The organism is Gordonia sp. UCD-TK1, assembly GCF_001691435.1.
Classification (GTDB): Bacteria; Actinomycetota; Actinomycetes; order Mycobacteriales; family Mycobacteriaceae; genus Gordonia; species Gordonia hongkongensis.
Window position 1 is genome coordinate 126,608 of record NZ_LZMP01000013.1, and the last position, 25,686, is coordinate 152,293.

The 25,686-nt window shown below is 70.4% G+C and carries 18 protein-coding genes and 1 pseudogene; 12 read left to right on the forward strand and 7 right to left on the reverse strand.

The window, feature by feature from the left end; translation table 11 throughout:
• Nucleotides 1–182 precede the first annotated feature (182 nt).
• Nucleotides 183–854: an NYN domain-containing protein gene (locus tag A9310_RS09340; RefSeq protein WP_065630333.1), complete on the reverse strand. Its 672-nt coding sequence runs from the start codon at nt 852–854 to the stop codon at nt 183–185.
• Nucleotides 847–1,638, reverse strand: coding sequence for a tRNA (guanosine(46)-N7)-methyltransferase TrmB (trmB, locus tag A9310_RS09345; protein ID WP_065630334.1), 792 nt, complete (start codon nt 1,636–1,638; stop codon nt 847–849). Before trmB ends, A9310_RS09340 begins: the two co-directional genes overlap by 8 nt.
• 224 nt (nt 1,639–1,862) lie before the next feature.
• On the opposite strand from trmB, the gene A9310_RS09350 reads away from it, so the two are divergent.
• The 8 genes from A9310_RS09350 to A9310_RS09385 all read left to right on the forward strand — a co-directional run bounded on the left by A9310_RS09350 (nt 1,863) and on the right by A9310_RS09385 (nt 12,159).
• On the forward strand, nt 1,863–2,741 hold the full coding sequence (locus A9310_RS09350) for a hypothetical protein (RefSeq protein ID WP_065630335.1): 879 nt from the start codon (nt 1,863–1,865) through the stop codon (nt 2,739–2,741).
• On the forward strand, nt 2,738–4,285 hold the full coding sequence (locus tag A9310_RS09355) for a hypothetical protein (protein WP_065630336.1): 1,548 nt from the start codon (nt 2,738–2,740) through the stop codon (nt 4,283–4,285). The genes A9310_RS09350 and A9310_RS09355 overlap by 4 nt, the downstream gene beginning before the upstream one ends.
• Nucleotides 4,286–4,290: 5 nt before the next feature.
• Nucleotides 4,291–4,686, forward strand: coding sequence for a DUF6802 family protein (locus A9310_RS09360; protein ID WP_065630444.1), 396 nt, complete (start codon nt 4,291–4,293; stop codon nt 4,684–4,686).
• A gap of 209 nt (nt 4,687–4,895) precedes the next feature.
• Entirely contained in the window at nt 4,896–6,722 is a 1,827-nt protein-coding gene (locus A9310_RS09365) for a phosphoenolpyruvate carboxykinase (GTP) (RefSeq protein WP_065630337.1), read from the forward strand.
• Between the two features lie 75 nt (nt 6,723–6,797).
• On the forward strand, nt 6,798–7,805 hold the full coding sequence (locus A9310_RS09370; protein WP_065630338.1) for an esterase-like activity of phytase family protein: 1,008 nt from the start codon (nt 6,798–6,800) through the stop codon (nt 7,803–7,805).
• Nucleotides 7,806–7,898: 93 nt separating this feature from the next.
• Entirely contained in the window at nt 7,899–8,714 is an 816-nt protein-coding gene (locus A9310_RS09375; RefSeq protein ID WP_065630339.1) for an ABC transporter ATP-binding protein, read from the forward strand.
• Between the two features lie 21 nt (nt 8,715–8,735).
• Nucleotides 8,736–11,282 carry an ABC transporter permease gene (locus A9310_RS09380; RefSeq protein WP_065630445.1) on the forward strand — a complete coding sequence of 849 codons (2,547 nt, stop codon included), beginning with the start codon at nt 8,736–8,738 and terminating at the stop codon, nt 11,280–11,282.
• A 55-nt stretch (nt 11,283–11,337) separates the two neighbouring features.
• Nucleotides 11,338–12,159, forward strand: a complete 822-nt coding sequence (locus tag A9310_RS09385; protein WP_065630340.1) for a hypothetical protein — start codon at nt 11,338–11,340, stop codon at nt 12,157–12,159.
• 106 nt (nt 12,160–12,265) lie between these two features.
• On the opposite strand, the gene A9310_RS09390 is transcribed toward A9310_RS09385, so the two are convergent.
• Nucleotides 12,266–13,033, reverse strand: a complete 768-nt coding sequence (locus A9310_RS09390; RefSeq protein WP_065630341.1) for a class I SAM-dependent methyltransferase — start codon at nt 13,031–13,033, stop codon at nt 12,266–12,268.
• Between the two features lie 104 nt (nt 13,034–13,137).
• On the opposite strand from A9310_RS09390, the gene A9310_RS09395 reads away from it, so the two are divergent.
• Nucleotides 13,138–14,298, forward strand: coding sequence for a glycosyltransferase family 4 protein (locus A9310_RS09395; protein ID WP_065630342.1), 1,161 nt, complete (start codon nt 13,138–13,140; stop codon nt 14,296–14,298).
• Here the strand turns inward: A9310_RS09395 and A9310_RS09400 are convergent.
• Together A9310_RS09400 and A9310_RS09405 are read right to left on the reverse strand one after the other, a co-directional pair.
• The gene (locus A9310_RS09400; protein ID WP_065630343.1) at nt 14,255–16,102 is read right to left on the reverse strand and encodes a hypothetical protein; all 1,848 of its coding nucleotides are present in this window, start codon (nt 16,100–16,102) and stop codon (nt 14,255–14,257) included. The genes A9310_RS09395 and A9310_RS09400 overlap by 44 nt on opposite strands.
• A 13-nt stretch (nt 16,103–16,115) precedes the next feature.
• Nucleotides 16,116–17,054, reverse strand: coding sequence for a CoA ester lyase (locus tag A9310_RS09405; protein WP_058252230.1), 939 nt, complete (start codon nt 17,052–17,054; stop codon nt 16,116–16,118).
• Nucleotides 17,055–17,216: 162 nt separating this feature from the next.
• On the opposite strand from A9310_RS09405, the gene A9310_RS09410 reads away from it, so the two are divergent.
• Complete coding sequence (locus tag A9310_RS09410; RefSeq protein ID WP_065630344.1) at nt 17,217–18,401, forward strand: polysaccharide biosynthesis protein; 1,185 nt, start codon at nt 17,217–17,219, stop codon at nt 18,399–18,401.
• Nucleotides 18,402–18,450: 49 nt separating this feature from the next.
• Entirely contained in the window at nt 18,451–18,921 is a 471-nt protein-coding gene (locus tag A9310_RS09415) for an SRPBCC family protein (RefSeq protein WP_065630345.1), read from the forward strand.
• A 12-nt stretch (nt 18,922–18,933) separates the two neighbouring features.
• Here A9310_RS09415 and A9310_RS09420 read toward each other — a convergent pair whose 3' ends face one another.
• Nucleotides 18,934–20,118, reverse strand: coding sequence for a DUF3068 domain-containing protein (locus tag A9310_RS09420; RefSeq protein WP_065630346.1), 1,185 nt, complete (start codon nt 20,116–20,118; stop codon nt 18,934–18,936).
• Nucleotides 20,119–20,162: 44 nt separating this feature from the next.
• Here A9310_RS09420 and A9310_RS25080 point away from each other — a divergent pair, with 44 nt between their 5' ends.
• A complete protein-coding gene (locus tag A9310_RS25080; RefSeq protein WP_083207320.1) occupies nt 20,163–21,503 on the forward strand; it encodes an acyltransferase in 1,341 nt (446 codons plus the stop codon).
• 2,063 nt (nt 21,504–23,566) lie between these two features.
• On the opposite strand, the pseudogene A9310_RS26575 reads toward A9310_RS25080, so the two are convergent.
• Nucleotides 23,567–25,681: pseudogene (locus A9310_RS26575) on the reverse strand (DUF3367 domain-containing protein); the annotation flags it as partial.
• Nucleotides 25,682–25,686: the final 5 nt, after the last annotated feature.

Consider the following 25,686-nt stretch of genomic DNA (forward strand, 5'->3'; position numbering starts at 1 on the left):
GCGCCGTCGTCTCGGGGCGCCGGTGGCGATTCTGTCAGTTTCCGGAAAGATCCTGACAGTGTTGCCTGAGTGATCCCTGAGGCGTGGGCCTCGGGGTCACGCGCGGGCACACCCGCATCGGCGTCGGATGCCGGGTCGCGGACCGCCGCCCGACGACCCCGGCAGGGCCACGACGCCGCAGGTCAGCGCAACAGTGCGCTGAGCGGGCGGAAGGGTGTGAGCCAGGCGCCCTCGTCGGGCAGGGAGTCCAGGCCGATGCGTGGCAGTGGCTCGCGGAACACGCCGGGGATGTCCTCGAGATCGATGAACTCCAGTTCTTCGGTGCTCAGTGCCCAGCTGGCGTGTTCGCGGAACCCGATGACGGTGACGGGTACCCCGTCGCCGACCACCTCGAGCAGCGGTTCGCGGAATGCCTGACCGTCGGCGGACGCCACGATCACGCCGGCTAGTCCAACAGTGTGCCTGCGAAGTTCGATGTGGTCGAGCATGTCGGAGTCGACGTCGCTGTCGTCGGACAGCTTCGGCTTGGCGAACACGGCGAAACCGACATTACGGAGAGCGTCCACCCACGGCCGGACTACGTCGGCGCTACCAGGGGCTATGTTGGTGAACACGGTGGCCTCGGGCTCGATCGCGCCGCCTGCGTCGGTGAGAGCGGACACATCTGCGGTCCGCTGCAGCAGCCACCGGCCCAGGGCGTCGAACCGGGGACGGTGCGCGGCGGTGGGGCGTCCGCCGAGCAGGGCGCCGAGGCCCATGTCCATGTTGGGTGCGTCCCACACCAGCAGCATGCGGCGCGTCCCCGTCTGGCCGGAGATGGTGTCGGCGAAGCCGGTCGGGCTGTGGTCACTCATGGCGGGCTCCCGTCGGGGTGTCGCCGGTCGAGGTGGCCGGCGGGATGGGCCGCGTGTAGACGAACTCGCTGACGTAGCGGCCCTCTCGCTCCGCGCGTCCCTCGAACTTCGTCGTCGGCCGCTGCAGCGAGATCGGCGACTCCCGCGTCAACTGCACGACGTGGGGGCGGTCGGCGTCCTGGGTGGCGAGCGCCTCCGCGATCCACTCCGCATAACCGGCGTGATCGGTCGCGATGTGCAGCACCCCGCCCGGGACGAGCCGGTCCGCGATCAGTTCCAGTGTGCCGGTCTGGACGAAGCGTCGCTTGTGGTGACGCGATTTGGGCCACGGGTCGGGGAAGAACAGCCGCACACCGGTGAGGCTCGACGACGGGATGAGCTCGGTGAGGACGATGGCCGCGTCGCCGCGGATCAGGCGGACGTTGGTCAGGCCGTTGCGGTCGACGAGGCCGAGGAGCTGGGCCAGGCCCGGCTTGTAGACCTCGACGGCCACGACGTCCACATCCGGTTCGGCCTCGGCCATCGCGGCGGTCGAGATGCCGGTACCGCTGCCGATCTCGAGGACCTTCGGGGCCTCGCGTCCGAACAATTCGGTGAGTTCGAGTGGCGGCTCCGGGACCCGCTCCGGCCCGATCTCGAGGTCGCGGCCCAGCACCGGCCACAGGGTCTCCCAGTTGCGCTGCTGACCGGTCGTCAGCGTGCCGCGGCGGAAGCGGAAGCTCGTCACGCGGGGGTACAACCGGGACCTGTCGGGGCTGTTGTTCACGCGTCCATCGTTGCGCATCGTGCCGTCGTGGCGAAGTCGCGGGGGAACGGCGGCCCGGGCGCCAGCGGCGCGGACGCGGATCCGTTCGGCCCCGCGAGGGGATGTGGAGCCGTCTCCGCCGTTCGCCCGGATCCCTATTATTCTCGGCCCTGTCGCGGTTCACGTGCGCCGATGCCCGGGGTGGCGGTGCGGTGGACCCGGGTCGTGGGAAGCGCAGGGGGTCGGATGGCGAGGAGGCTGCGGTGGGGGCACCGGTGAACGGTGGCCGGCGTGGCGTGCCCGCCGGGAGCGAGTTGTGGACGGCCGCCGAGCAGGGACGACTCGTCGACCTCGTCGACCCGGTGTCGCCGCTCGTGCCCGTCCTCGTCGGTGCGGGCCGGCGTTTCCTCCGTCCGTTGCACGTCCAGGTCGTCGGCCGGCCCGGGACCGGTCGGGACACGATGGCCCGTGCGCTGCGAGAACGACTGTCGCTCACCGTGATCGGGCCCGGTGAGGACGAGCAGGGGGCCGCCGACACCGATCTGTGGCTTCTGGTCCTGGCCGGGCCGCCGCGGCGCGCCGATCGCGAACTCTTCGCGTCCCTCCCGGCCGACCGTCTGCTCGTGGTGCTCGGGAAGGCCGACACGCACGGCGACTGGGATGCGGCGGTCGCGGTGGCGGCGTCGTGTGCCGGGCGTCTGGACACGCCGGTGTACCCGGTCTCGCAGTTGCTGGCCTGCGCCGACCTCGACGACGCCGAGTTCGCCGCGCTGGCGACGATGGCGGCCGCGGGCGTCGGCATGCCGTCGATGGCCGGCCGGTTCCTCGTGGGACGTCCGGGTTCCGACGAACGGATGATGCGGCAGGGGTTGCTGCGCCGGCTCGACGCCTACGGCATCGACACCGCGCTCGCGCTCATCGAATCCCGTTCCGCCGTGGCCGCGAACGCCGAGGCCCTGAGCCATGCGCTCCGCGAGGCCAGCGGCGTTCCTGATCTCGCGGGACCGATCGGGGAGCGGGTCGACCGGATTCGACATTGGCGCGAGGTCGAGTTGCGCGCCCGGTTGGAGGAGGCGGCCGCGGCGGGGGTCGACCGCGCCGGTGCCGAGCGGTTGCTGGCCGGGGCAGGAGCGGGCACATGACCGACACGGCACTCGCCGCCGCGCGGGAGCTGACCGGCTTCGACGCCGCCGGGGTCGACGCGGGCACCGACGTGCTGGTCGTCGGGACCGACGGGGTGGGCGTCCGCACGCTGGTCGAGGCCTGCCGGTCGCTCGCCCCGGACCTCGACATCGTCGCCCGGGGCGGGCGCGCGGGTGCGCCGGCCGGTGCGGCGATCGTGGTCGTCGACCCGTCGTCATCGGTCGGTGAGGAGGAACGACTCCTCGTCGAGCAGATGCGCGCGCAGGTCGGGACCGTCGCGATCGTGTGCACGAAGATCGACGCGTTCTGGGAGTGGCCGCGGACCGTGCGCGCCCACCGGACCGTCCTCGACCCGTTCGCGACGCTGCCGCTGTTCGGGGTGTCGTCGGTCGCGGCCCTCGAGGGTGCGGTGGACGAGTCGGGGATCGACGCCCTCGTGGATTGGCTGCGTGAGACGACTCGCGCGCCGGGCGTGCTCCGCGCCGAGCGGGCAAGGTTGGCGGCGGGCCTCGGGGCGGTCGAGCACTACCTCGGCGCGCCGACGAGCGGCGCCGACGAGGCGTCGTCCGCACAAGCTGCCGTCGATGGTCTTCTGGAAACGCGTCGCGAACTACTCGCCGCACGTGACCGCGGACGCCCGGACCGGTTGGCGGCGGTACGCGCCGGACTCGCGCGCGTCCGTTCGCAGACGTCGGCGGAACTGCATGCCGGGGTGCGCGATCTGGCGGCGTCCGCCACCGGCCACGCTCCCGCCGCGGATTCCGAGTACGGCGCCCGGGTCCGTACCGGCTGGGCCGCCCTTGCCGACCGCGTCCGTCGTCGTGCCGATGAGCGCGTCGACGCGGTCCGGTCGACCGCCCTGGTGGGCCTGGACGCGGAGCCGTCGGTAGACGAGGGCTGGCCCGCGGTACCCCTCCACACCGAGCGGGCGAGCGGCCGGGCGCGGCGCGCGGGCGCCGAAGACGCGTTGGTGGTCGTCCTCGGGGCCTCGACGGGTCTGGGTGTGGGGCGTCTCGTCGTCGCACCGATGGAGTCGGTTCAGACGTTGCAGTGGGTCAGCATGCCGCTCGCCCTGATCCTCGGTGTCGCGGTCGCGGCGTGGGTGATCCGTGTCCGGCGGGGTGCCGCGGAGCGTTCCGATCGCGAGGCACGCACCGCCGAGCTCCTCGCCGAGGCGCGGGCGACACTCGACCACCAGCTCGCCCTGCGCGTCACCGCGGCCGAGACCCGGATCGCCGGCCAGATCGCCCGGGCACACGAACGCCGGAACCGCGAGGTGGCGGCCGACGTCGCGCGGCTCGACGAGGAGATCCGCCGACTGCGCAGCGGGGTCGGCGTCCGCGACGCACGAACCGGTCGCGAGCGCGCGGCGGAGATCCGCCGTGCGCTGGTGGCGCGGTCGGAATCGCTCTGGGCGGACGCCTCCCGCCCCGACGACCCGGGTGAAGAATCCGACGATCCGGCGGGACGTGGGGACTTCGGAGAACAGAACGACGGAACGGCCGGGGTCGCCCGGGCCGGCCACGACGACGGGAAGCAGTGATCTCGATGGACCCGATGTTCCCCGACGACCTTCCGGACCCGGCCCGCCCGGAGGAGGCCTCACTGTTCGGCGCGGCCGAGGGCGCCGACCCGCACTCGGTCGACTCGGTGGCCGCACTGCACGAGACACCGGCGTCCGACGATCTCGACGATCACCTGTGGATGCACGACGACGGCCGGATCTGGGATCTCGGACCCGCCGAGGTGGACACCGACAACGACGGCATCAACGATTCGCTCACCCGCAACGGGCCCGACGGGTTTACCGTGTACACGGACAGCGATCGGGACGGGCAGGTCGACAAGATCACCGAGATCGGTGCGGACGGCGAGTTCCGTTCCGCGGTTCTCGACCCGGATACCGGCCAGTGGATCTCCGGCGGATCGGGACGAATCGGCTGACACGTGACCGGCGCCCGACCCGGCCCGTTCCGCGCCGAGACAGCGCGTGCGATCACCAGGGACTTTTGTCACCTGTCCGTCGGGCGTGGGATAGACCGCACCTGGCGAACCCCGTGACCTAGCGCCCGCTCGGTGGACGTATCCTTGACCGCGAGACGACCTGACAGGTGGCCATTCAAGCGGCCACCACCTCGGAGGAGGCCCCAACGATGACCGCAGCCACCATTCCCGGACTGGACCCGAGTAGCGCTCCGACGAAGCACGCGGGACTGCTGGCCTGGGTGGCCGAGGTCGCCGAGCTGACCCAGCCCGACCGGGTGGTGTGGTCCGACGGCAGTGACGAGGAGTGGGAGCGCCTGACCGCCGACCTCGTGCAGGCCGGCACCCTGGTGAAGCTGAACGAGGAGAAGAAGCCGAACTCCTTCCTCGCCAACTCCGACCCCGCCGACGTGGCCCGCGTGGAGTCGCGGACCTACATCTGCTCGGAGAAGGAAGAGGACGCCGGCCCGACCAACAACTGGGTCGATCCCGCCGAGATGCGTTCGACGATGACCGAGCTCTACCGCGGCAGCATGCGCGGCCGCACGATGTTCGTCATCCCGTTCTGCATGGGCCCGCTGGACTCCGACGATCCCAAGCTCGGTGTCGAGATCACCGACTCCGAGTACGTCGTGCTGTCGATGAAGATCATGACCCGCGTCGGCCCCCGCGTCCTGGAGATCCTGGGCGAGGACGGCTTCTTCGTTAAGGCGCTGCACTCCGTCGGTGCGCCCCTCGAGGACGGCCAGGCCGACGTGCCGTGGCCCTGCAACACCGAGAAGTACATCACCCACTTCCCCGAGACCCGCGAGATCTGGTCGTTCGGATCGGGTTACGGCGGCAACGCGCTGCTCGGAAAGAAGTGCTATGCCCTGCGCATCGCCTCGGTCATCGCCCGCGACGAGGGGTGGATGGCCGAGCACATGCTGATCCTCAAGCTGACCAGCCCGGCGAACAAGGTGTACTACGTCGCCGCGGCGTTCCCGAGTGCCTGTGGCAAGACCAACCTTGCGATGCTCCAGCCGACGATCCCCGGCTGGAAGGCCGAGACCGTGGGCGACGACATCGCCTGGATGCGCTTCGGCGAGGACGGCCGGCTGTACGCGATCAATCCCGAATTCGGTTTCTTCGGTGTCGCTCCCGGTACCAGCTACGACTCGAACCCGAACGCGATGAAGACCATCGAGGCCGGAAACACCCTCTACACCAACGTCGCCCGCACCGACGACGGCGACATCTGGTGGGAGGACATCGACGGCCCGGCGCCCGCGCACCTCACCGATTGGCTCGGCAACGACTGGACGCCGGAGTCCGATCACAAGGCCGCGCACCCGAATTCGCGCTACTGCACCCCGATCTCGCAGTGCCCGTCGCTGGCCGACGAGTGGGATGACCCGAAGGGCGTGCCGATCTCGGCGATCCTGTTCGGCGGTCGCCGCAAGACCACGGTGCCGCTGGTGACCGAGGCCCGCGACTGGCAGACCGGTGTCTTCATGGGTGCCACCGTGGGCTCCGAGCAGACCGCCGCGGCCGAGGGCAAGGTCGGCACCGTGCGCCGCGACCCGATGGCGATGCTGCCGTTCATGGGCTACCACGTCGGCGACTACCTGCAGCACTGGGTGAACATCGGCAAGAACGCCGACGAGTCGAAGCTGCCGAAGGTGTTCTACGTCAACTGGTTCCGTCGGGGCGACGACAAGCGCTTCCTGTGGCCCGGATTCGGCGAGAACAGCCGCGTGCTGAAGTGGATCATCGAGCGCATCGAGGGTGAGGCCGAGGGTGTCGAGACCCCCATCGGCATCGTCGCGAAGCCGGAGTCGATCGACGTCAGCGGTCTGGACGTGCCTGCGGAGGACGTCGCGGAGGCGCTCGCCTTCAATCCCGACGAGTGGCGCGAGGAGATCCCGTCCATCGAGGAGCTGTTCGACTTCGTCGGCGAGAAGCTGCCGAGCTCGTTGCGCGACGAGCTCGACGGTCTGAAGCAGCGCCTGGCCTGACGCGGCCTTGCTGCGCGGTTCCGGGGCTGAACGTACGGATGGGTCTGAAGTGACGGTTGAGGTATCGTGCCCCTCATGAAACTACGTCTGTGGGGCGCCTCGGTCGCCGCTGCCTGCGCGCTGGGACTGGCGTCGTCGGTCGCGGTCCAACCGGCTTCGGCGACACCGTCTTCCGGGGCCGGGGTCACGGCGTTCTTCACGGATTCGACGACGATCGGGAACGGGCTTCCCACCGTCAACCGGATCTCCGGCATCGATCGGACCGGTAACGGCAACTACGTGATGATCGCCGAGGACGTGCTCCCGGCTCGCTTCTTCACGGCGTCGATCGGGTACACCTCCGTCACCGCGTCCTTCACCGGGCAGCCGCGGATCAACGGCGGCGGCACGGTCCTCGGCCCGTGGTTCTTCCCGTTGCTGCCCGGACAGGCCCAGTTCGAGGGCATCCGTCAGTCCGCGGGCGGTTACACCGTCGTCAGCGGCGGCAACAACCAGTTCGTCCGGCAGATCGGGCCCATCGGACAGGTCCTCCGCGACCTGCCGCTCCCGTCGGTGTGGCGCCCGTCGTCGAAGTCGGGTCTGGCAGGTCAGCGCGGACTCACCGGCGTGGCTGTCGGACCCCAGGGTCAGGTCAGCGTCCTGACCGCCGGCGGACTCCGGCAGGACGCCGCACGATCGGCCCGTCTGCTGACCTTCGGCAAGACCAATCGCGAGTTCGTCTATCGCACCGACGCCAACAAGGTGGCCGCCGATGTGCTGGCCATCAATTCGACGGACTTTCTCGTGCTCGAACGTGGCCCGGGCAAGCTGTCGAACATCTTCTGGACGACGACCCGGGGCGCCACCTCGGTGACGAACAAGAAGAAGCTGAGCGGACGCGAGAAGGCGATGACCAAGCGTCGGATCTTCTCGACCACCGCGACGCCGCACCTGCTCACCGGCAACATGTCGGGACTCGCCTGGGGTAACTGGCATCCCGACAACCCGTTCGCGAAGACCCGTACCCGCACCCTTCTCGTGGTGTCGGACAACGTCGGATCGCCCAACCGCCTCCACTCGTTCGAGGTCCAGATCCCGAAGTAGAGGCCGCAGCAGTGCCCAACGTCACTGCCGTCAGGGTGGGGTCAGGGTGTTACCTGATGGCCAACCGACGCAGGATTTGGCACCGTTGAGGGCATGACGACGACTGATGTGGCCGCTCGAGACGACGGTGGCGATGATTTTGGGACGCCGAAGCACGCGGTTGCTGCCGGGGCAGACAACCTTTCCAAGCGGTACGGCGTCGGCGACACCGCCGTCGAGGCCCTGAAGAACGTCTCCATCTCGTTCCGGGAGGGCGAGTTCACCGCCATCATGGGGCCGTCGGGGTCGGGCAAATCCACCCTGATGCACTGCCTCGCCGGTCTCGACGTCGCGAGCGACGGCAAGGTGTTCATCGGCGACACCGATCTCACCGCGTTGTCGGACAAGGCGATGACGATGCTGCGTCGCGACCGCATCGGCTTCGTGTTCCAGGCGTTCAACCTCGTGCCGACGCTGACGGCCAAGGAGAACATCACACTGCCGGTCGACATCGCCGGCCGCACCGTCGACACCGAGTGGTTCGACGCCGTGGTGGCCCGGCTCGGGATCACCGACCGGCTCGGACATCTGCCGAGTGAACTGTCCGGTGGTCAGCAGCAGCGCGTGGCCTGTGCCCGTGCGCTGATCGGCAAGCCGTCGATCATCTTCGGCGACGAGCCGACGGGCAACCTGGACTCCCGCTCCTCGGGCGAGGTTCTCTCGATCCTGCGGGCGGCGACCGACGAGTTCAAGCAGACCGTCGTCATCGTGACCCACGATCCGCGCGCGGCGTCGTACGCCGATCGAGTGGTGTTCCTGGCCGACGGCCAGATCGTGCAGGAGCTGTCCCGGCCGTCGGCCGACGATGTCTTCGAGGTCATGAAGAACCTCGACAACGTTCCTGCGCCCGACACCGCCGAAGCGCTCTGAGCCGTGGCGTCCTCCACGGTGATGCGCCGGGTCTCGCTACGGAACCTGCGCGCCCACAAGCTCCGGCTGTTCCTCACCCTCTTCTCGATCGTCCTCGGCACCTCGTTCGTGGCCGGGTCCATCGTGTTCACCGGGTCCATCTCGAAGGCCTTCAACGACATCTTCGACAGTGCGGCGCAGGGTGTCGCGGTCGAGGTGACCCCGGCCGACCGGCAGTCGCCGGGTGTGCCGAACACGATCGTGGACCAGCTCCGCGACCAGCGTGCCCAGTTCGGCATCGACAAACTCGTCGTCAACAACAACGGCCTGGTCACGGTCGCCGACTCCGACGGCAAGGCCATCCAGACCGGTGGCGCTCCGAGCGTGGGCAGCACTTACATCCCGCCGGCGGAGGCGCTGGACCCGGACGAGTCGCGGATTCTGCCGGGTGGACGCGGCCCCGAGAACGCCGGCGAGATCGTCTTGAACACCTCGGCGGCCGAGGCCGCGGGGCTGAAGGTCGGGTCGAAGACGAAGATCGTCGTCGGGCAGGGCAACTCGGAGCCGCTCGAGGTCACCGTCGTCGGCCTCGTCGACGCGCCCAGCTCGACGGGTGGTTACGTGAACGCCCAGTTCGACGCCGCGACGTCGGCCCGCCTGTTCACCGACGGTGAGCACGTCGGCGTCGTCGACATGTCGGCCGTCGCCGGGGTCACCCCGGAACAGTTGCAGGAACGGATCATCTCCGCGCTCGGCGCCGACGCCGATCTCTACGACGTCCGCACCGGCGACCAGGTCCGCGAGGACCAGAAGGCGCAGGTCAACGAGTTCCTGCAGATCTTCCAGTACATTCTGCTGGCGTTCGCCGCGATCGGTCTGGTCGTCGGCACGTTCATCATCTACAACACCTTCTCGATGATCGTCGCGCAGCGGAACCGTGAGTTCGCGCTTCTCCGGGCGGTCGGCGCGAGCCAGCGCCAGGTGTCGCGGTCGGTGCTGTTCGAGGCCTTCGTCGTGGGCGTCCTCGGCGGTGCGCTCGGCCTCGCCATCGGCATCGGGCTGGCCGCCGCGCTGAAGGCGATCACGAGCGCCACGTCGGGCCTGCCCGACGGTGAGCTGGCCGTGGGTCCGGACGCGATCCTCGCCGGCATCCTGGTCGGCGTCGTGGTGACGATGATCAGCGCGTGGGTGCCGGCGGCTCGAGCCGCACGGGTGCCGCCGGTCGAGGCGATGCGTGCGTCGGCCGCCGAGGGGTCGGCCTCGTTGCGCAATCGCACGATCCTCGGCGCGGTCATCGGCGTCGCGTCGATCGCCGCGATCGTCATCGGCGCGATGGGCGAGGGGACCGGCCCGGCGGTCACGGTCGGTGCCGGCGCCGCGGGTGCCGTCCTGTCGGCCGTCCTCATCGGCCCGGCGATCGCCCGCCCGTTCGTCGGCGCGCTCGGCCGGGTCATCGGCGCGCCCTTCGGCATGATCGGGCGTCTGGCGCGGACCAACGCCGTCCGCAACCCGCGGCGTTCTGCCGCAACGGCCTTCGCACTCACCCTCGGACTGATGCTGGTCGCGATCATCGGCACCCTGGGTCAGTCGTTCAAGGGCACCGTCGACGATGCCGTCGACGCCGGCATCACGGCCGACTACATCGTGGCCGGCACCAACCAGTCGCCGCTGCCGCCCGCGGTGACCGGCGCGATCGACGGTGTCCCCGGCGTCGCCGAGGTGGTGTCGTTCGGCATCGTCCAGGCCAAGGTCGACGACAAGTCGGAGACCGGTTTCTCGGCGCTCGGCGGCCCGCTGAACAGCGTGACCGTGATGGACATGCAGGACGGCGCGTCGTCGGATCTGCCCGCCGACGGGATGCTGATCAGCGAGCGGACCGGCAAGGCGAACGGCTGGCAGCGCGGCGATGTGGTCACGTTCACCTCCGCGACGGGCGAGCAGGTCCAGGTCCCGATCGCCGGCGTCTACGCGGACAACGAGGCGCTGCAACCGTGGGTCGTGGGTCCGGACGTCTACGAGAAACTGGTTCCGCCGTTCGCGCGGGTCAATGTCACGCTCTTCGTGAACGCCGCGCCGGGCACCGACCTCGAGACCCTGCGCACCGATCTGGAGAATGCGACGTCGGACTACCTGACGGTGCAGATCCAGGACCGGGATCAGTTCAAGGGCCAGATCTCGTCGCAGATCGATCAGATGCTCGGCACGCTGTACGCGATGCTCGGGCTGGCACTGCTGATCGCGGTGCTCGGCATCATCAACACGCTCGCGCTGTCGGTGGTCGAACGCAAACGCGAGATCGGGATGTTGCGGGCGATCGGCATGATCCGAGCCCAGGTGCGACGCTCGATCTACCTCGAATCGGTGCTGATCTCGATCTTCGGCGCAGTGCTGGGTGTGCTCCTCGGGACCGTCATCGGCGTCGCGTTGGTCCGCACGCTCGCCGAGTGGGGCCTGGGCGCGCCGGTGATCCCGTGGTCGCTCATCGCGATCACGCTGATCGCGTCGGCGGTGGTCGGTGTGTTGGCCGCGTTGTGGCCGGCCGTCCGCGCGGCGCGCACCGGACCGCTCGAGGCGATCGCCGACATCTGACGCAGGTTCGTGGTGGTCGGGTCCGGGACCGGTCCGGGATGACAGAATCGTCCGCATGACCCGACCACCAGAGGGCGATCCCAACGATCCGCGGAACGACCCGCCGGAGACCCGTCAGTTCGATCCGGACTTCGACCCGTCGGCACCGCCGTCGCAGGCCTACACCGAGCAGCAGCCCGGGCAGCCGTATCCGGGTCCCTACACGGAACCGCACCAGGCCGGTCAGCCCTATCCGGGTCCGTACACCGAACCGCATCAGCCGGGACAGCCGTATCCGGGTCCCTACACCGAACCCCAGTATGGCGACCCCCAGTACACCGGCGGGTCGCCTTACGGTGCCTCGCCCTACGACGCGCCGGCCGGTGGTGAACCGCCCCGCGGTTCCGGGTCGAAGGGCCGGACCATCGGGCTGGCGCTGGTCGCCCTGATCGCGCTCGTGGTCCTGGGTCTCGTCGTCGTGCTGGTCACCCGCTCTGGCGACGGCGACTCCACCAGCGCGGCGTCATCGTCGACCACCGAATCGAGTGATCCGGCGACGACGAGCGAGACGACGTCGTCGAGCACCCCGACCACCGAGGAGACGACGTCGACCACGACGACGACGCAGCGCTCCGGGACCATCACCTACCAGCTGACCGGCAACGGGGACGTCGTCGCGCTGACGTTCACCCGCGGTCAGGGGTCGCCGACGGTGATCCCGGCGATCGGCTCGCCGTGGTCCCAGCGGGTGCAGCTCGAGGGAACCCGCGCGAGCATGTCGGCCATCGTGATCCGCGGACCGGTGTCGTGCGCCATCCTCGCCGACGGTGAACAGCTGGCCGCCGCCACCAGTCAGGGCGGCACCCTCAACTGCACCGCGGACCTCGCCGCCGAGTAGTTCAGGCCGCTGGGTGCGGAGGTGGCTTCGACTCGGGGCTTCGCTTCGCTCAGTCCCGGCTCAACCAGCAGTGGGCTCAGCCAGACGCAACCGGACTCCGAGCACTTCAAAGTCGACGCAGGACGAGCACCAAGTTGGTGCCGAGGACGTCCCGGAGCACCGGCACGCGCATGACCCACCACATCCAGCGCGGGATGTAGCGGGGGAATGCCGCGACGAGGTCGGCGCGCCCGGTTCCGGTCGCGGATCGGGCCCAGCGCAGCCCGTCGGCGGCGGAGACCGCGAACAGCGATGTGCCGTACAGGTTCTTGGGTGGATGACCGTGGCGTTGGGTGTACAGCCGGGCCGCCCGATGGCCGCCGAGATAGTGCGTCAGGCCCATCTCGTGACCACCGAACGGTCCCCACCACAGTGTGTAGCTGATGATGACGACGCCGCCGGGACGCGTCACCCGCAGCATCTCGTCGGCCATCTCCCACGGCGTCGGTGTGTGCTCGACGACGTTCGACGACAGGCAGACGTCGACGCATCCGTCGGCGAAGGGCAGGGCCTGGCCGGAGCCGCGGACCGATCCGCGATGCTCGAGCCCACCGGCATGCATCTCGGCGGGATCGGGTTCGACGGAGACGTAGTGCGCGCCGCGGGCCCGGAAGGCGTCGGCGAAGTATCCGGGACCGCCGCCCACGTCGAGGACCACAGATCCGCCCATGTCGGGGACGAACGCCTCGACCATGTCCGCGGTGTCGCCGGCGAGCGCGCCGTAGAAGCGCGCGGGATCGGATTGTTCGTAGCGGAAGTCGTTCAGCAGTCCCGCGGCGCGTCGCAGGGTGGCGAGCCGGGCCATCCGCGCGCCGCCGGGAAGTGAAGTCGTCATCGTCGGGTCACTCTAGTGGGGTGTCTCGGCGAGAGGTTCCTCGCCGGGCCGCTCGCGCGGCGGATTCCGGTGCTCACGGCCTGGTCGGTAGGCTGACGGACAACATGCGCACACCGTCGAACATCCTGCTCCTGTGCTGGCGGGACACCCGCCACCCTCAGGGCGGCGGCAGCGAGACCTACCTGGAACGGGTGGGCGCCGAACTGGCTCGACGCGGCGCGAACGTCACCTTCCTCACGTCCGCGTACCCGGGGTCGCTGCGCCACGAGCACCGGGACGGCATGCGGTTCTTCCGCGCCGGCGGACGGATCAGCGTGTATCCGCTCATGCTCGCGACCATCGTCGCGGGCCGGCTCGGGTTCGGCCCGCTGTCGGGGTGCCGCCCCGACGTCGTCGTGGACACCCAGAACGGTGTCCCGTTCTTCTCGTCGCTCGTCTCACCGGCTCCGACGGTCGTCCTCGTCCATCACTGTCATCGCGAGCAGTGGCCGGTCGCCGGCCGTCTGCTCGGCCACATCGGGTGGTTCCTCGAGTCGCGGGTCTCGCCGCGCGTCCATCGGCGCAACCGATACGTCACGGTCTCGACGCCGTCGAAGTCCGAACTCGTCGCGCTGGGGGTCGATGCCGGGCGGATCGCGGTCGTGCGCAACGGGATCGATCCGGTACCTCAAGGCATCGAGGCGCCCGCGCGCACCGGGGCGTCGACTCCCGGTGTGCCGGTACGACTCTGCGTACTGTCGCGGCTGGTGCCCCACAAGCAGGTCGAGGACGCGTTGACCGTACTCGCCCGGCTGCGTCGCGACGGTGTCGACGCCCGTCTCGATGTCATCGGTGGTGGCTGGTGGTCGGACGAATTGCACCGCGCCGCAGCCGACCTCGCGGTGACCGACGCGGTCACCTTCCACGGCCACGTCGACGAACGCCGCAAGCACGAACTGCTCGCCCGGGCCCGGGTCCACCTCATGCCGTCGCGCAAGGAGGGATGGGGCCTCGCTGTCGTCGAAGCCGCCCAGCACGGTGTCCCGACGATCGGTTATCGCAGCGCCGCCGGACTCGCCGACTCCATCGACGGCGGGCGTACCGGGCTCCTCGTCGACGGTGTCGACGAACTGGCCAGCGCAACGAGGAAACTCATCGACAACCCGGACGAGGCGCATCGACTCGGCCGCAACGCGCAGACCACGGCCAGCCGCTACTCGTGGTCGGCGACCTGCGACGGGTTCATGGCGACGTTCGACGCCGTGCTGTCCGACGCGCGCCGCTGATCACACCGACGCCGAGACCGACGAGGCCGGTGATGAGCAGCGCGGCCCATACGAGGTGCGCACCGATGGCGATCGCACGGTCGGTGGCGTCGGCGGAGCGATCCGCCGCGTCGCCCACCTGATACAGCCTCAGATCCGGCCCGTCGAACACGAGCCGTCCGGCGTCCGCGAGTTGGCCAGGCGGAGAACCGTTCTCGACCAGCACCCACCCGACGCCGAGCTCGGCGAGCGCTGCCGGTGAGCCGCCGGACTCCAGCACCCGCGTCACCGCTGCGGCATGCTCCCCGGCCGGGTCGATCACCTCGCCGTCCACCCGGAGTTCACCGGATTCGACGACCGGCGCCCGCAGCATCCGTGCGGCGGGATCGAGCGACGGATCGCGCGCGAAGGGGTACTCACGCACCGTGCCGGGAGGCCACAGGGCGACCGAACCCCGGTCCGGCGGCACGATCTCGGCGACCTGCCGCCACTCGTCKGGATAGTCGATCGCGCGCACCGCACCGCCGACCCCCCACGCCAGGTCGGGGAGCGGCGCGACCGCGAGCAGTGCGACCGCGGCGAACGCGAAACCAGACGGGACCCGACGCCTCGCCGCTGCCACGGCCGCTGCCACACACACCGCCACAGCCGGGACGAGAAGTGCGGCGAACTTCTGCGTGTCGCGCAGGAGTCCGCCGCCACCGACGTGCTCGACGACGAACCCCAGGCCGGTGCGGACCGGTCCGAAAGTGCTCAGCATCAACGCGATCGCGGTCACCGCCGCGAGCATGGCGATGGCGCGCACCAGCGGGTCCGACTCCGTACGACGACGCCACAGGTGACCGGCGCCGACCGCGACGACGAGGAGCAGGCCGAGGGTGGCCACCGCGGCCCACCCGATGGTCCGGCTCGCCGGCACCGCGTCGGCGTTCCAGATCCCGCCCAGCGACAGGGCCGTACCCACGGGGCCGAGCCACGGCTCGGACCGCACACCGAATGCCTCCACCCCGGCGGCCGCGGACGTGGTCGGGGCGTCGGAGATGGAAGCCGTCAGCAACCACGGCAGTGTGCTGAGGAGCCAGAGCGTGAGAACGGCCACCGTGGGTCGCAGACCGAACGGACGGGCCACGAGCGCCGTTGCCAGAGTGATTGCGGCGAGGACAGAACCAGTGGGGGTCAAGCCTGCGACCGCGAACAGTCCGCCCAGTTGAAGAAGTTGGACGGTGCTTGCTCGGGGGTCCGGTCGCCGGGTGGCTTCGACTCGGCTCCTCGCTTCGCTCGGTGCCGGCTCAACCAGCGGAGTGACTCGGCTCCTCGCTTCGCTCGGTGCCGGCTCAATCAGCCGGGCGTGCTCCCGCAGATCCAGAACCGCGACGAGAATCCACCCCAGTGCCGCATAACCCGCCAGCAGGCTCCAGTGGCCCTGGAGAAGACGTTCGGCGACAAACGGATTCCACACCGAGACGAGCGTGGCCGCCGCGGCACCGGTGCGCCCGGCGCCCGGGACCAGGCGCGCTGCCAGACGTCCGTACCCGACGCCTGCGCAGACCAGGGAGGCGGCGAGGACCGCCAGCACGACGATCCCGCCGTCGATGACGGTGCTCACCATCGCGAGGAACCAGTCCTGCGGCACGGCGCGGGGCGGCAGGTCACCGATCCCGAGCGTGGTGTCCGTGACATGGGTGCGCGGCGTGGACACCGCATCGCGGTACAGCAGGTACCGGTCGCCGGCCCCGATCAGGCCGGGCAGCAGCGGCGCCAGGATCACCGCGGCCGCAGCGACACCGGTGCCGTACAGAACCGGCAACAGTCGTCGGGGAGTCACCGCGGCGAGCCGATCAGAAGTGGTGGGTGTCCGATGGTGCGGGGGCGTGCACCGGGTCGTCGTCGTAGTCGGACTCGGTGATGCCGTACGACCGCGCCAGGTCGAGGATCTTGGTCGCCCGCGCGATCCGCGGCAGGTCGGAGCCGTTGCGGATCTCGCCGCCGTCGCGCTCGAACTCGGCGAAGAACTCGCGCGCCCAGGTGATCTCGTCCTGAGAGGGGGACAGTCCTTCGTTGACCTGCGCGCACTGGCCCGGGGTGAGGCAGATCTTGCCGGTCATGCCGAACTCGGCACTGACCGCGGTCGCCTCACTGAGCTTGAGCGCGCTGGAACCGACCGTCGGGCCGTCGATGGCGCTGGGCAGGTGGGCGGCCTTCGCGGCGATCGTGAAACGCGAACGGGCATAGGCCAGGGTCTGCGGGTTCTCGCCGAAGCCGGTGTCGCGGCGGAAATCCCCGATACCGAACGCGAGACGGAACGTGCCCTTGGTGGCTGCGATCTCACTGATGCGTTCCAGTCCGCGCGCGGTCTCCACGAGCGCGACGATCGGCAGGCCGGGCAGTCGCTTGGCGGTCTCGGTGACGTGGTCGACGGACTCGACCATCGCCAGCATCACCCCGCCGACGGCGGTCTGCGACAGCGCCTCGAGATCATCGGCCCACCACGGTGTGCCGAATCCGTTCACGCGAACCCAGTCTCCGGCGCCGGGACCGGCGGTGCCGTCCTTCGGCCCGAGCCAGCGGACGACGTTGTCGCGCGCGGAGACCTTGTCCTTGGGAGCCACCGCGTCCTCGATGTCCAGCACGACGATGTCGGCGCGCGAACGCGAGGCCGGCTCGAACTTGGCGTAGTGGGAGCCGTTGACCAGCAGCCAGCTCCGGGCCAGCACCGGGTCGATGCGCGAACCGATGTCGGTCGACTCGGCGTCGTAGGTGGGGTTGTCGTCGTACATCACGGTCTCTCGGTCCGGTGGACACGCGCGATCGGGGGGACCCGCGCTCGGCAACAGCCTTCCCATCGTTGCCTATGCCCGACTGCCCGTGCAAAACCCGGCTCGCTTACCTCGTGCCCGCCCCGCGCGAGACCGCCGCGGTGCGATCGGCACACTTGGTCCATGCAGCAGACGCGTCGGACGACGGGCACGGTCGGCGCCGTCGGGTCGGTGGCGATCGGGTCGATGGTGGCCAACGTCTGCATGTACGTGGTGCACCTCGTCGCGAGTGCGCACTTCCTCGACGTCAGCGAATACGGCGAGTTCGCGGTGCTGCTGTCGGCGATGCTCGTGCTGGGCGTGCCGGCGATGGCGCTGCAGAACGTCATCGCCCGGGAGGTCGTGCTCGGCGGTGACGAGGGACGGCTCCGCGCGCTGGGTGTGGTGACGACGTGCTGGGTCGTCGTACTCACCGTCGTCGCCACCCCGCTGGTCGGGCTGCTGCTGCGCACCGACGTCGCTACGACGGCCGCAGCACTCGCCTCGGCGCCGCTGCTGGCGCTCATCGCCGCAGGTCAGGGCATTCTGCAGGGACGCGGCGAGTTCCGGGCGCTGTCCTGGGTGCTGGCCGTCGTCGGAGTCGCACGATCGATGCCGATCATCGGGGCATTCGCCGCCGGCGCCGGACCGGCCGGTGGGCTGCTGGCCGGGACGCTGGGTGCCGCCGCGTCGGCGGCCGTCGTCTGGCTCGTGGTCTGGTCGATGTCACGGTCCGGACGGCCGGGGCGGACGCCGTCGGGAGCCGCCGGGGTGCTCAGCGTGGTCCGCGCGTCGCAGGTCCAGTTGGTGTTGATCGTCGCGTCGTCGATCGACCTGCTGCTCTCGCCCCGGGTCCTCGACGCCGAGGAGGTCGGTGTGTACGCCCTCGGCGCGATCGCGACGAAGGTGGCCTTCTGGCTCCCGCAGGCGATCGGCGTCGTCTTCTATCCGCGTCTCGCCGACCCAGCACGGTCGTCGGCCTCGTTGCGTCAGGCGGTGACGGTGGTCGCCGGGATCGGGGTCGTCCTGACCGTGCTGGCGGGCGCGGCGGGCCCGGTCGTCCCGTTCGTCTTCGGGGACGGCTACGACGCCTTGGTGCCGATCCTGTGGCTCTTCGCCTACATCGGCGCCGCGCTCGCAGTCCTGCAGGTCGTTTTACTGTCGGCGATCGCGCGCGACCGGACGCGCGTGGCACTCGGCACCTGGCTGGTCGTGGGCGCCGAGGTGCTGGTCATCGTCACCCTCACCGGCTCGGTGGTAGGGGTCGCGGGCACCGCGGCCGTGGCCGCCACGATCGCCGCGCTGGGGACGTGGGCGGTCGCGCGCTGAGTTGAGGTCGGACGTTGCCGAGTGCCCGAAGTTTCGGCAGTGTTGTGTCATGAGCGACAACGAGAGCACACAGGTCACTGTCCAACGCACGATCGAGGCGCCCGTCGACGCGGTGTTCGACGTCCTCTCCAATCCCGAACGGCATCAGGCGCTCGACGGTTCGGGTTTCATCCGCGGCGTGGACCACGCCGATCGCATCCAGCAGGTCGGTGACGTGTTCACGATGAACATGTCGGGCGACCACATGGGCGGCGACTACAAGACCGACAACCATGTCACCGGTTACGCCAAGGACAAGCTGCTGGCATGGCAGACCGCCCCCGCCGGCACCGAGCCGCCCGGGTGGGAATGGCTGTGGGAGCTGGAGTCCCAGGGTCCGAACGAAACGCTGGTGCGCCACACCTACGACTGGTCGAAGGTCACCGACAAGAACCTGCTCGAGAAGGTCAAGTTCCCGCTCGTCACCGAGCACCAGCTGAACGACACCCTCGGCAGGCTCGCCGCCGAGTCGACGTCCTGACGGCGGTCCCCGTCACTCCGGTTGCTCGCCAACGGTTTCCGCGCCGCTTCGGCGCCGGAACCGGGCGGGCAGCCAGGCCGGATTGGTGAGTATCAACCCGGCCAGCAGAGCCACGACCCCGAGGACCCCGGTGCCGATGGGTACGAGCCGGCCCCAGATCAGGATCGGGGACGCGAGATCGTCGGACAGGTCCGTCATCCGGGCCTGCGTGTCGTCGTCGTAGCCGAAAGTCGCGCGCAGATGCGGCAATTCGAAGTCGGCCGGGACGCCGGGGATGCCGTCGGGGAAGCGGTACGCCTCGTCGACGGTGATCGTGGCGTCGACAATGGTGCCGGTCCGGGTGTCGACGGCGAGATCCCACGAACTCCGGTGATGGAGGCTCGCGGTCAACGGCCGGCTCGAGCCGCCGAACCCGAACCACGACGCCGGACGCGTGATCGAGACATTCGTGCCGACCGGTCGACCCAGCGCTTCGCGGGCGAGGTCGGTGTCGGGGACCTCGGCGCGGAACCGTGCGACGTCGCGACCCTGCACCTCGGTGTCACCGTCGTGGACCAACGGCACGGTGGTGCGGGTGATCGGGTCGAAGAACTCGCGGTCGGCGATCGCCGTGTCGAAGGGCAGCAGATAGGTGACGCCGCTACGGTCCGGGACGAGCACCGCGGCCTGACCGCTGTCGTACTGGATCTCCGACGCCCCGCGGGCGGCGAGTCGGGGCAGCGCGTTCTTCCGGTCCAGCGTGACCCGATCCTTGATGGCATTCACGGTCGCCTCGTTGCACGGTTGTGACGGGTCATCGGCATCGACACCGGGGCGCGGATCACCGGGGTCGACCTCGCGATCGTCGATGCGCAGCTTCTCGGCCTGGATCGACGTACCGGCCTGCAGCGTCACCCGGTGTTCGTCGGACGGCTGCACCGCCACGACGCGCTGCTGCCGGACGAGGTCGGCGCCGACGGTACGGGCGCTCCGGGTCTCCAGCGAGCACCGGTCGAAGATCGTCGCGTCGTCGGCCGTGGCGACGGTGGTGAAGTCGGTGCTCAGCGGGATCGTGCGGAACCCGCCGACGAGCAGGGTGGGCAGCGCGATCGTCACCGCGAGCAGGAACGCGCCGACGAAGATCAGCGTCGGTCCCGCGAGGTCCGCCGTCGACCAGCGATGGGGCTCCGGGTGCGACGAGGAGGACGGCGAGGACATGGTGGCGAGGGTACGCAACGCCTCCCGGCTACCCTGTCAGCAGCATGACCAGCACCGACCCCGGCCCCACCAGCCCCGCCACCGCCGAACCCGCAACGGGTTCCGCCCGGCGGTTCTATCCGCAGCTCGAGGGCATGCGGGCCATCGCCGCGATCGGGGTCCTGGTCACGCACGTGGCCTTCCAGACCCGCGCGGTCGAGATCCCCGTGCTGGGACCGGTCCTCGGTCGTCTCGACCTCGCGGTCGCCTTGTTCTTCGCGCTCTCCGGCTTTCTGCTCTGGCGACCGTGGGTCGACGCCGCGCATCGCGGGACCGGTCATCCGTCGGTGCCGCGGTACTTCCGCCATCGCGTCGTCCGGATCTGGCCGGCCTATGTGGTCGTGGTGACGCTGGTGATCCTGCTGCTCCCCGAGGCGCAGGGAGCGGATGCGCAGGTCTGGCTGGCGAACCTCACGCTCACGCAGGTCTTCGTGCCGCTGACACTGACCGCCGGTCTGACCCAGATGTGGAGCCTCTCGGTCGAGATCGCCTTCTACGCACTGCTGCCGCTCATCGGCTTCGCTCTCCTGCGGCTGCGCGGGAGCCGTCTGCGGGCGCGGGTGCCGGCGATCGTCCTCCTCGGTGCGCTGAGCCTCGGCTGGGCCTGGGTCGGCACCTCGCTGCCCGTGGCCGACGGCGTGGAGACCAAGAACTGGGTGTTCGGCCACCTCCCGTGGTTCGTCGCGGGTCTGGTCCTGGCCGAGATCGCCGGAGTCCTCGAACGTGAACCGGAATCGGGTTCTGCATCCGGGACGTCGGGGACGGGCCGCTGGATGGCGGGAACGATCCGCCTCAGCGCGAACCGCCCGCTCATGCTGGGCGTCCTCGTCGTCGCCTACGCGCTGGCATGCACCAGGATCGCCGGCCCGACCGGTCTCGGCGCGGTCACCGAGATCGAGTTCGCCACCAAGATGGTTCTCGGCGCGCTCTGCGGATATGCGCTGCTCGCCCCGCTCGTCTGCAACGACGGGCCGTTCCGCATCCTCACCTCACGGGTGATGCTGGCCCTCGGCAGGTGGTCGTACGGGATCTTCATCTGGCACGTCGCGATCCTTGCGGTGGTCTTCCCGCTGTTCGGCATCGTGCCGTTCAGTGGCAACACCCTCTTGGTGCTGGTGATCACCCTCGGCCTGTCGATCGGCATCGCCGCGGCGAGTTACGCCTTCATCGAGGAGCCGACGCGGAACTGGTTGCGCACTCGCGAGAGCCGTCGTCGTAATCGCGTGCGCCAGGTCCCGGCCGCCTCGTCGTCCTCGCCGGCCTCGTCGGACGACGGACCGTCGTCGACGGCCGAGAAGAACACCAGCCAGGCCGTCATCGACACCGCCACCAGCGCCGGTAGCTGAACCCACCACTGCGACCCGTGGTACCCGCCCGAGGCGTGCCAGGGGCCGGCCGCCAGCCCGATGGTCGCGGTCATCATCGCCACGAATGTGATTGTGACGCCGGTCTTCTGCGGTACCGCTGCGGCGAGGGTGCCGACCACGACGGCGGCCGCGAGTCCCCACCAGCCGGACACCAGCCACGCCGCGGCGAACACCGCACCCCCCGCGGCGAGCACGTTGCTGCGCCCGGACGGAACCACGACGGGTTCACCGGCCCGGGTGCGACGCGCCGACGGCCACCACGCGGCGACGAGCAGCAGCGCCATCAGCGCGAGCCCGATCACCAGCGCCCACCGGTACAGCGAGTCGAATCGGAAGGTGAGTTCGATGGTTCCGCCTGCACCGGCGGGGACGACCCACCCCTGTTGCCACCCGTCGACGACGACCGGCCGTAGCTGCGTGCCGTCGAGGTGCGCCTGCCACCCCGGGTTGGTGCTCTCGGGCACGACGAGCAGTCGTTGCGCACCGGCGTCGACCGTCACCACGCGCCGCACCGGCGACCACTCGGTCACCGCGGGGGACGTCGACGCGGGCGCCGAGACCGGATCACCGTTCACCAGCGAGACGGCGTCGACGGTGAAGGCGTCGCCGGGATTGACCGACACCTCCTGCTGGCCGGCGGGCAGCACGAGCCGGCCGTCGCCGCACGGGCGCCCGACCACCGGCCGTCCGCTGCGCAGCTCGGACGCGGTGGCGCGCACGGACATCCGGACGACCTGACCCGCGGCGGTCAGACCGATCCCGGCGTCGCAACCGATCTCGACGATCCGGTCGGCGTCCGTACCGGTCGCCGGCGACGGGAACACCTGGACCTCGGCGATTCCCGGTGGTGCGGGACTGGCGAATCCGAGGCTGTTGACGTCGATGAGGTCGGACTGTGCGCGGATGGTGATCTCGATGCGGTCGGTAACCGCGGGATCGAGTCGCACCATGCCCTTCTCGTCCACCTCGCGGATCTGTTCACCGGTCCCGAGGTCGACGGCGACCTCGGTGGGCGCCGCGGGATACCCCCGCGGGGCGGCGATCGTCAGCGACTCGACCCGCTGTTCGCGCGGGAGGTCCAAGACCAGGGTGGGAGTGTTCTCGTCGGCTGCTGCGTCGTCATCTGTTCGAGCGTCGCGCGCCGGGGATGGCCGTTCGTCCGGGATCTCCGGTGCGGTCCAGGAGGTTCCGGGGTCGCCGTCGACGGCGGCCGCGGGCCCGCCGCGAGGATCGGTCACCGGGCGGGGCCCACGCGCCGTGACCCGGTCGTCTTCGGCGAGCAGCCGGTCCAGAGCATCGCCGGGTCGGGGTCGCAGGATCGCGGTGGGGGAGACGGTGACATCCGACGGCACCGAGAGTGCGCGCCCGAACACCGCCGACGTCTCCGGCGAGAGTGCGAGACCCGGTGCGCACCTGGTCATCTGCCGCTCGGGGTCGGAGACGCACGACGCCCGCCCGGACAGCTCCTGGTACAGCACCCACTGGGCCACGTCGGTGCCGGCCTCGAGTTCGGGCAGGACCACGCGGTGGCGGATCCGCAACGGCGTCGCGGTCCGCAGATCGGAGACCGTCACCTCGCCGAGCGCGAATTGGTTTCCCGCCGTGCCGTCGTCGGTGCGGAGCGCGCGGATCTGGAGCCAACCGGTGGGGCCGCTGGGGGCGGTCACGGTGACCGGTTCGCCGGGAGCGAGACCGGAGACCACCGTGCTGCCCGCCTCGGTGGTGATCAGCGCACTCGTGACGTCAGGTCCGAGCGCCTTCGCGGTCGTCAGGGTCACCGCGAGATCGGTGCGCGGCGTCGTGAAACCGATGCGCATCCATCGTCCGACCGCGGTCTCCAATCCGCCGCTCACCCAGGCGCTCTGCGGGTTGCCGTCGAAGGCCGCGGCCGCCGAGTTGGCCGGCGAGGTCTGCCCGGGCTGGACCGCGTCCGCCGCCGATCCCGACGTCGACACCTCGACTTCGCCGCTCTCGTTGTCCAACAACCATTCCCCGTGGACCAGTGGTTGGCCGTCGACGGGGTAGTCGGCGACGGCGTTCTGTGTCCGACGCGGGTCCGACGGCGACCTGATCGCCGAACTGTGGTCGTCGACGCGGCCGAAGTCGGTCTCCCGGTCAGCGGGTGTGTCGGTCACGATCAACGGGCCGTCGACGATCCCGGCGCGGCGGGCGTCGGCGTCGAGCACGACGGGTCCGAGCGGGGGAAGTCCCTGGCGTGCGCGGACGTCGGCCAGTTCGGCGATCGCCTCGGGCCCGCCGGCAATGCGGGGGAGCCCGGTGGTGTCGACGAGTCGCGGACCGGTGCCGGTCGTCGGCGCGCCCGGTTCGCCGACGGCGTAGATCTGCACCGCGGGCATCGGCGGCCGTAGACCGTTGTCGCGCAACACTCCTCGGACGCTGGGTGGCCCGATCGGCGGACCGAACCCGGCGACGCGACGGAGCCCGGGCGACTCGTCGAGTGCCTGTTGCGCGAGCAGCGGGCGGGCCGACCGCGAGGTGTCGGGGTCGAGATCGGCCCGGAGGACGACGAATCCGATGCCCTGCCCGGCGAGGGTGGTGGCGAGACCGGGCGATCCACGGCCCGCGGCGATCTCCCGTTGTACGGAGTCGAGGGCGCGGATCGCGCCGGGCGGGGTGAGCGGGATCGCGTCGCGGACCGCCCACGGGGTGTCGGACAGGGGTTGCAGCGGTTCGTCGCGGGTGAGCCCCCAGAGCTGGTCGGCGAACGGGGCGCCGGGGACGACCAGCGCGCGGGCGGGCGGGGCGCCGTCGTCGCGTTCGCTGTGCTCGGCCAGCCAGTCGGCGGTCTGCTGCCAGTGGCGTGGAATCGCCTGGTACGTACCGTCCGGCGCGAGCTGACCGGTCCACATCAACGACCCGGCGCCGATCACGGCGACGAGCAGGACGATGGTCGCGGCGACCGGTCGCGACCGCTGGGGCTGGGCGAAGGCGGAGAGCGTCTCCCGGCGACTCGCACTCCCCGGCAGCGGAACCCGCGCCAGGAGATGTGCGACACCGAGGGCCAGCGGGATGCGGAGCAGCGGCTCGAACTTGTGGATGTTGCGCAGCGGGGCGCCGGAGCCGTCGAGGAAGACGCGTACCTGCTCGGCGACCGGCGACCCGAGTTCACCCGCGTAGCCGACGCACATCAGGACGAGGCCCACGCCCAGGATCGCGACGAGACGGCCCCGGAACGGCATGTGCCGCATGCACAATCCGGCGAGCCCCGCGGCCGCGATGGTCCCGGTCGCCAGCACCGCGGCGGGCTGGGTGACGAGCACCGCCCCGGCGACGCGCTCCGGCGACACGAACGGCGTCCACGAACTCGCCCCGCGCAGCACCTCGGTGAGCGAGGTCCACTGCGTGGTGACCCGGGACGACTCGATGTAGTCGAGGAACGGCGGACTCACCCGCGAGAGGATCAGCAGGGGAACGAGCCACCACGCGCAGGCGAGTGCCAGCCCGAGCGTGGTCCACGCGCCGAACCGCCACCACCGGCGGTCCCGGGGGCTGTGCAGCAGCCACCACATCGCGGCGACGCCGAGCGCCGCGAGCGTGGCAACAGCGTTGACCGCGCCCATCAGCGCGACCGCGGCCGACGCACGCGCGGCCTCCCGCCACAGCGGGGCAGCGTTCTCGGCCCGCGTGTCGAGTGCCCGCACCACCGGGATCAGCACCCACGGGGCGAGCATCATCGGCAGGGTCTCCGACGAGATCGAGCCGAGGGTGGTCAGGACCCGCGGGCTGAGCACGAAGACGGTGGCGGCGATGATCCGCGAGGCGGGTGAGCCCAGCCGCAGCATCTCGGCGAGGCGGACGATGCCGACGAAGCCGACGGTGAGCAGCACCGCCCACCAGAGGCGTTGCACGATCCACGGCGGAACGGCGAGAAGGTCACCCAGGGCGAAGAACGCCCCGTGGGGGAAGAAGTACCCGTAGGCCTGGTTCTGCACCTGCCCCATCGGTGCGTTCGGCGTCCACAGATGCGCGGCGCGCGCGAGGAACCCGAGCGGATTCGCGGTGAGGTCGAGTTTGGTGTCGGCGGCGATGCGGCCCGGTGACTGCAGCAGGCAGATCAGCAGCGAGATCGCGCCGACGACGGCGATACCGCGTCGGCTGAGTACGGACTGATCCGGTGGCGGAGGCGGAGTACTCAGTTGCG

Bases quoted from the DNA above. Each gene is read 5' to 3' on its own strand.
- A9310_RS09340 (WP_065630333.1), bottom strand. From the start codon at position 854: ATGAGTGACCACAGCCCGACCGGCTTCGCCGACACCATCTCCGGCCAG.
- trmB (WP_065630334.1), bottom strand. From the start codon at position 1,638: ATGCGCAACGATGGACGCGTGAACAACAGCCCCGACAGGTCCCGGTTG.
- A9310_RS09355 (WP_065630336.1), top strand. From the start codon at position 2,738: ATGACCGACACGGCACTCGCCGCCGCGCGGGAGCTGACCGGCTTCGAC.
- A9310_RS09360 (WP_065630444.1), top strand. From the start codon at position 4,291: ATGGACCCGATGTTCCCCGACGACCTTCCGGACCCGGCCCGCCCGGAG.
- A9310_RS09365 (WP_065630337.1), top strand. From the start codon at position 4,896: ATGACCGCAGCCACCATTCCCGGACTGGACCCGAGTAGCGCTCCGACG.
- A9310_RS09370 (WP_065630338.1), top strand. From the start codon at position 6,798: ATGAAACTACGTCTGTGGGGCGCCTCGGTCGCCGCTGCCTGCGCGCTG.
- A9310_RS09375 (WP_065630339.1), top strand. From the start codon at position 7,899: ATGACGACGACTGATGTGGCCGCTCGAGACGACGGTGGCGATGATTTT.
- A9310_RS09380 (WP_065630445.1), top strand. From the start codon at position 8,736: ATGCGCCGGGTCTCGCTACGGAACCTGCGCGCCCACAAGCTCCGGCTG.
- A9310_RS09385 (WP_065630340.1), top strand. From the start codon at position 11,338: ATGACCCGACCACCAGAGGGCGATCCCAACGATCCGCGGAACGACCCG.
- A9310_RS09390 (WP_065630341.1), bottom strand. From the start codon at position 13,033: ATGACGACTTCACTTCCCGGCGGCGCGCGGATGGCCCGGCTCGCCACC.
- A9310_RS09395 (WP_065630342.1), top strand. From the start codon at position 13,138: ATGCGCACACCGTCGAACATCCTGCTCCTGTGCTGGCGGGACACCCGC.
- A9310_RS09405 (WP_058252230.1), bottom strand. From the start codon at position 17,054: ATGTACGACGACAACCCCACCTACGACGCCGAGTCGACCGACATCGGT.
- A9310_RS09410 (WP_065630344.1), top strand. From the start codon at position 17,217: ATGCAGCAGACGCGTCGGACGACGGGCACGGTCGGCGCCGTCGGGTCG.
- A9310_RS09415 (WP_065630345.1), top strand. From the start codon at position 18,451: ATGAGCGACAACGAGAGCACACAGGTCACTGTCCAACGCACGATCGAG.
- A9310_RS09420 (WP_065630346.1), bottom strand. From the start codon at position 20,118: ATGTCCTCGCCGTCCTCCTCGTCGCACCCGGAGCCCCATCGCTGGTCG.
- A9310_RS25080 (WP_083207320.1), top strand. From the start codon at position 20,163: ATGACCAGCACCGACCCCGGCCCCACCAGCCCCGCCACCGCCGAACCC.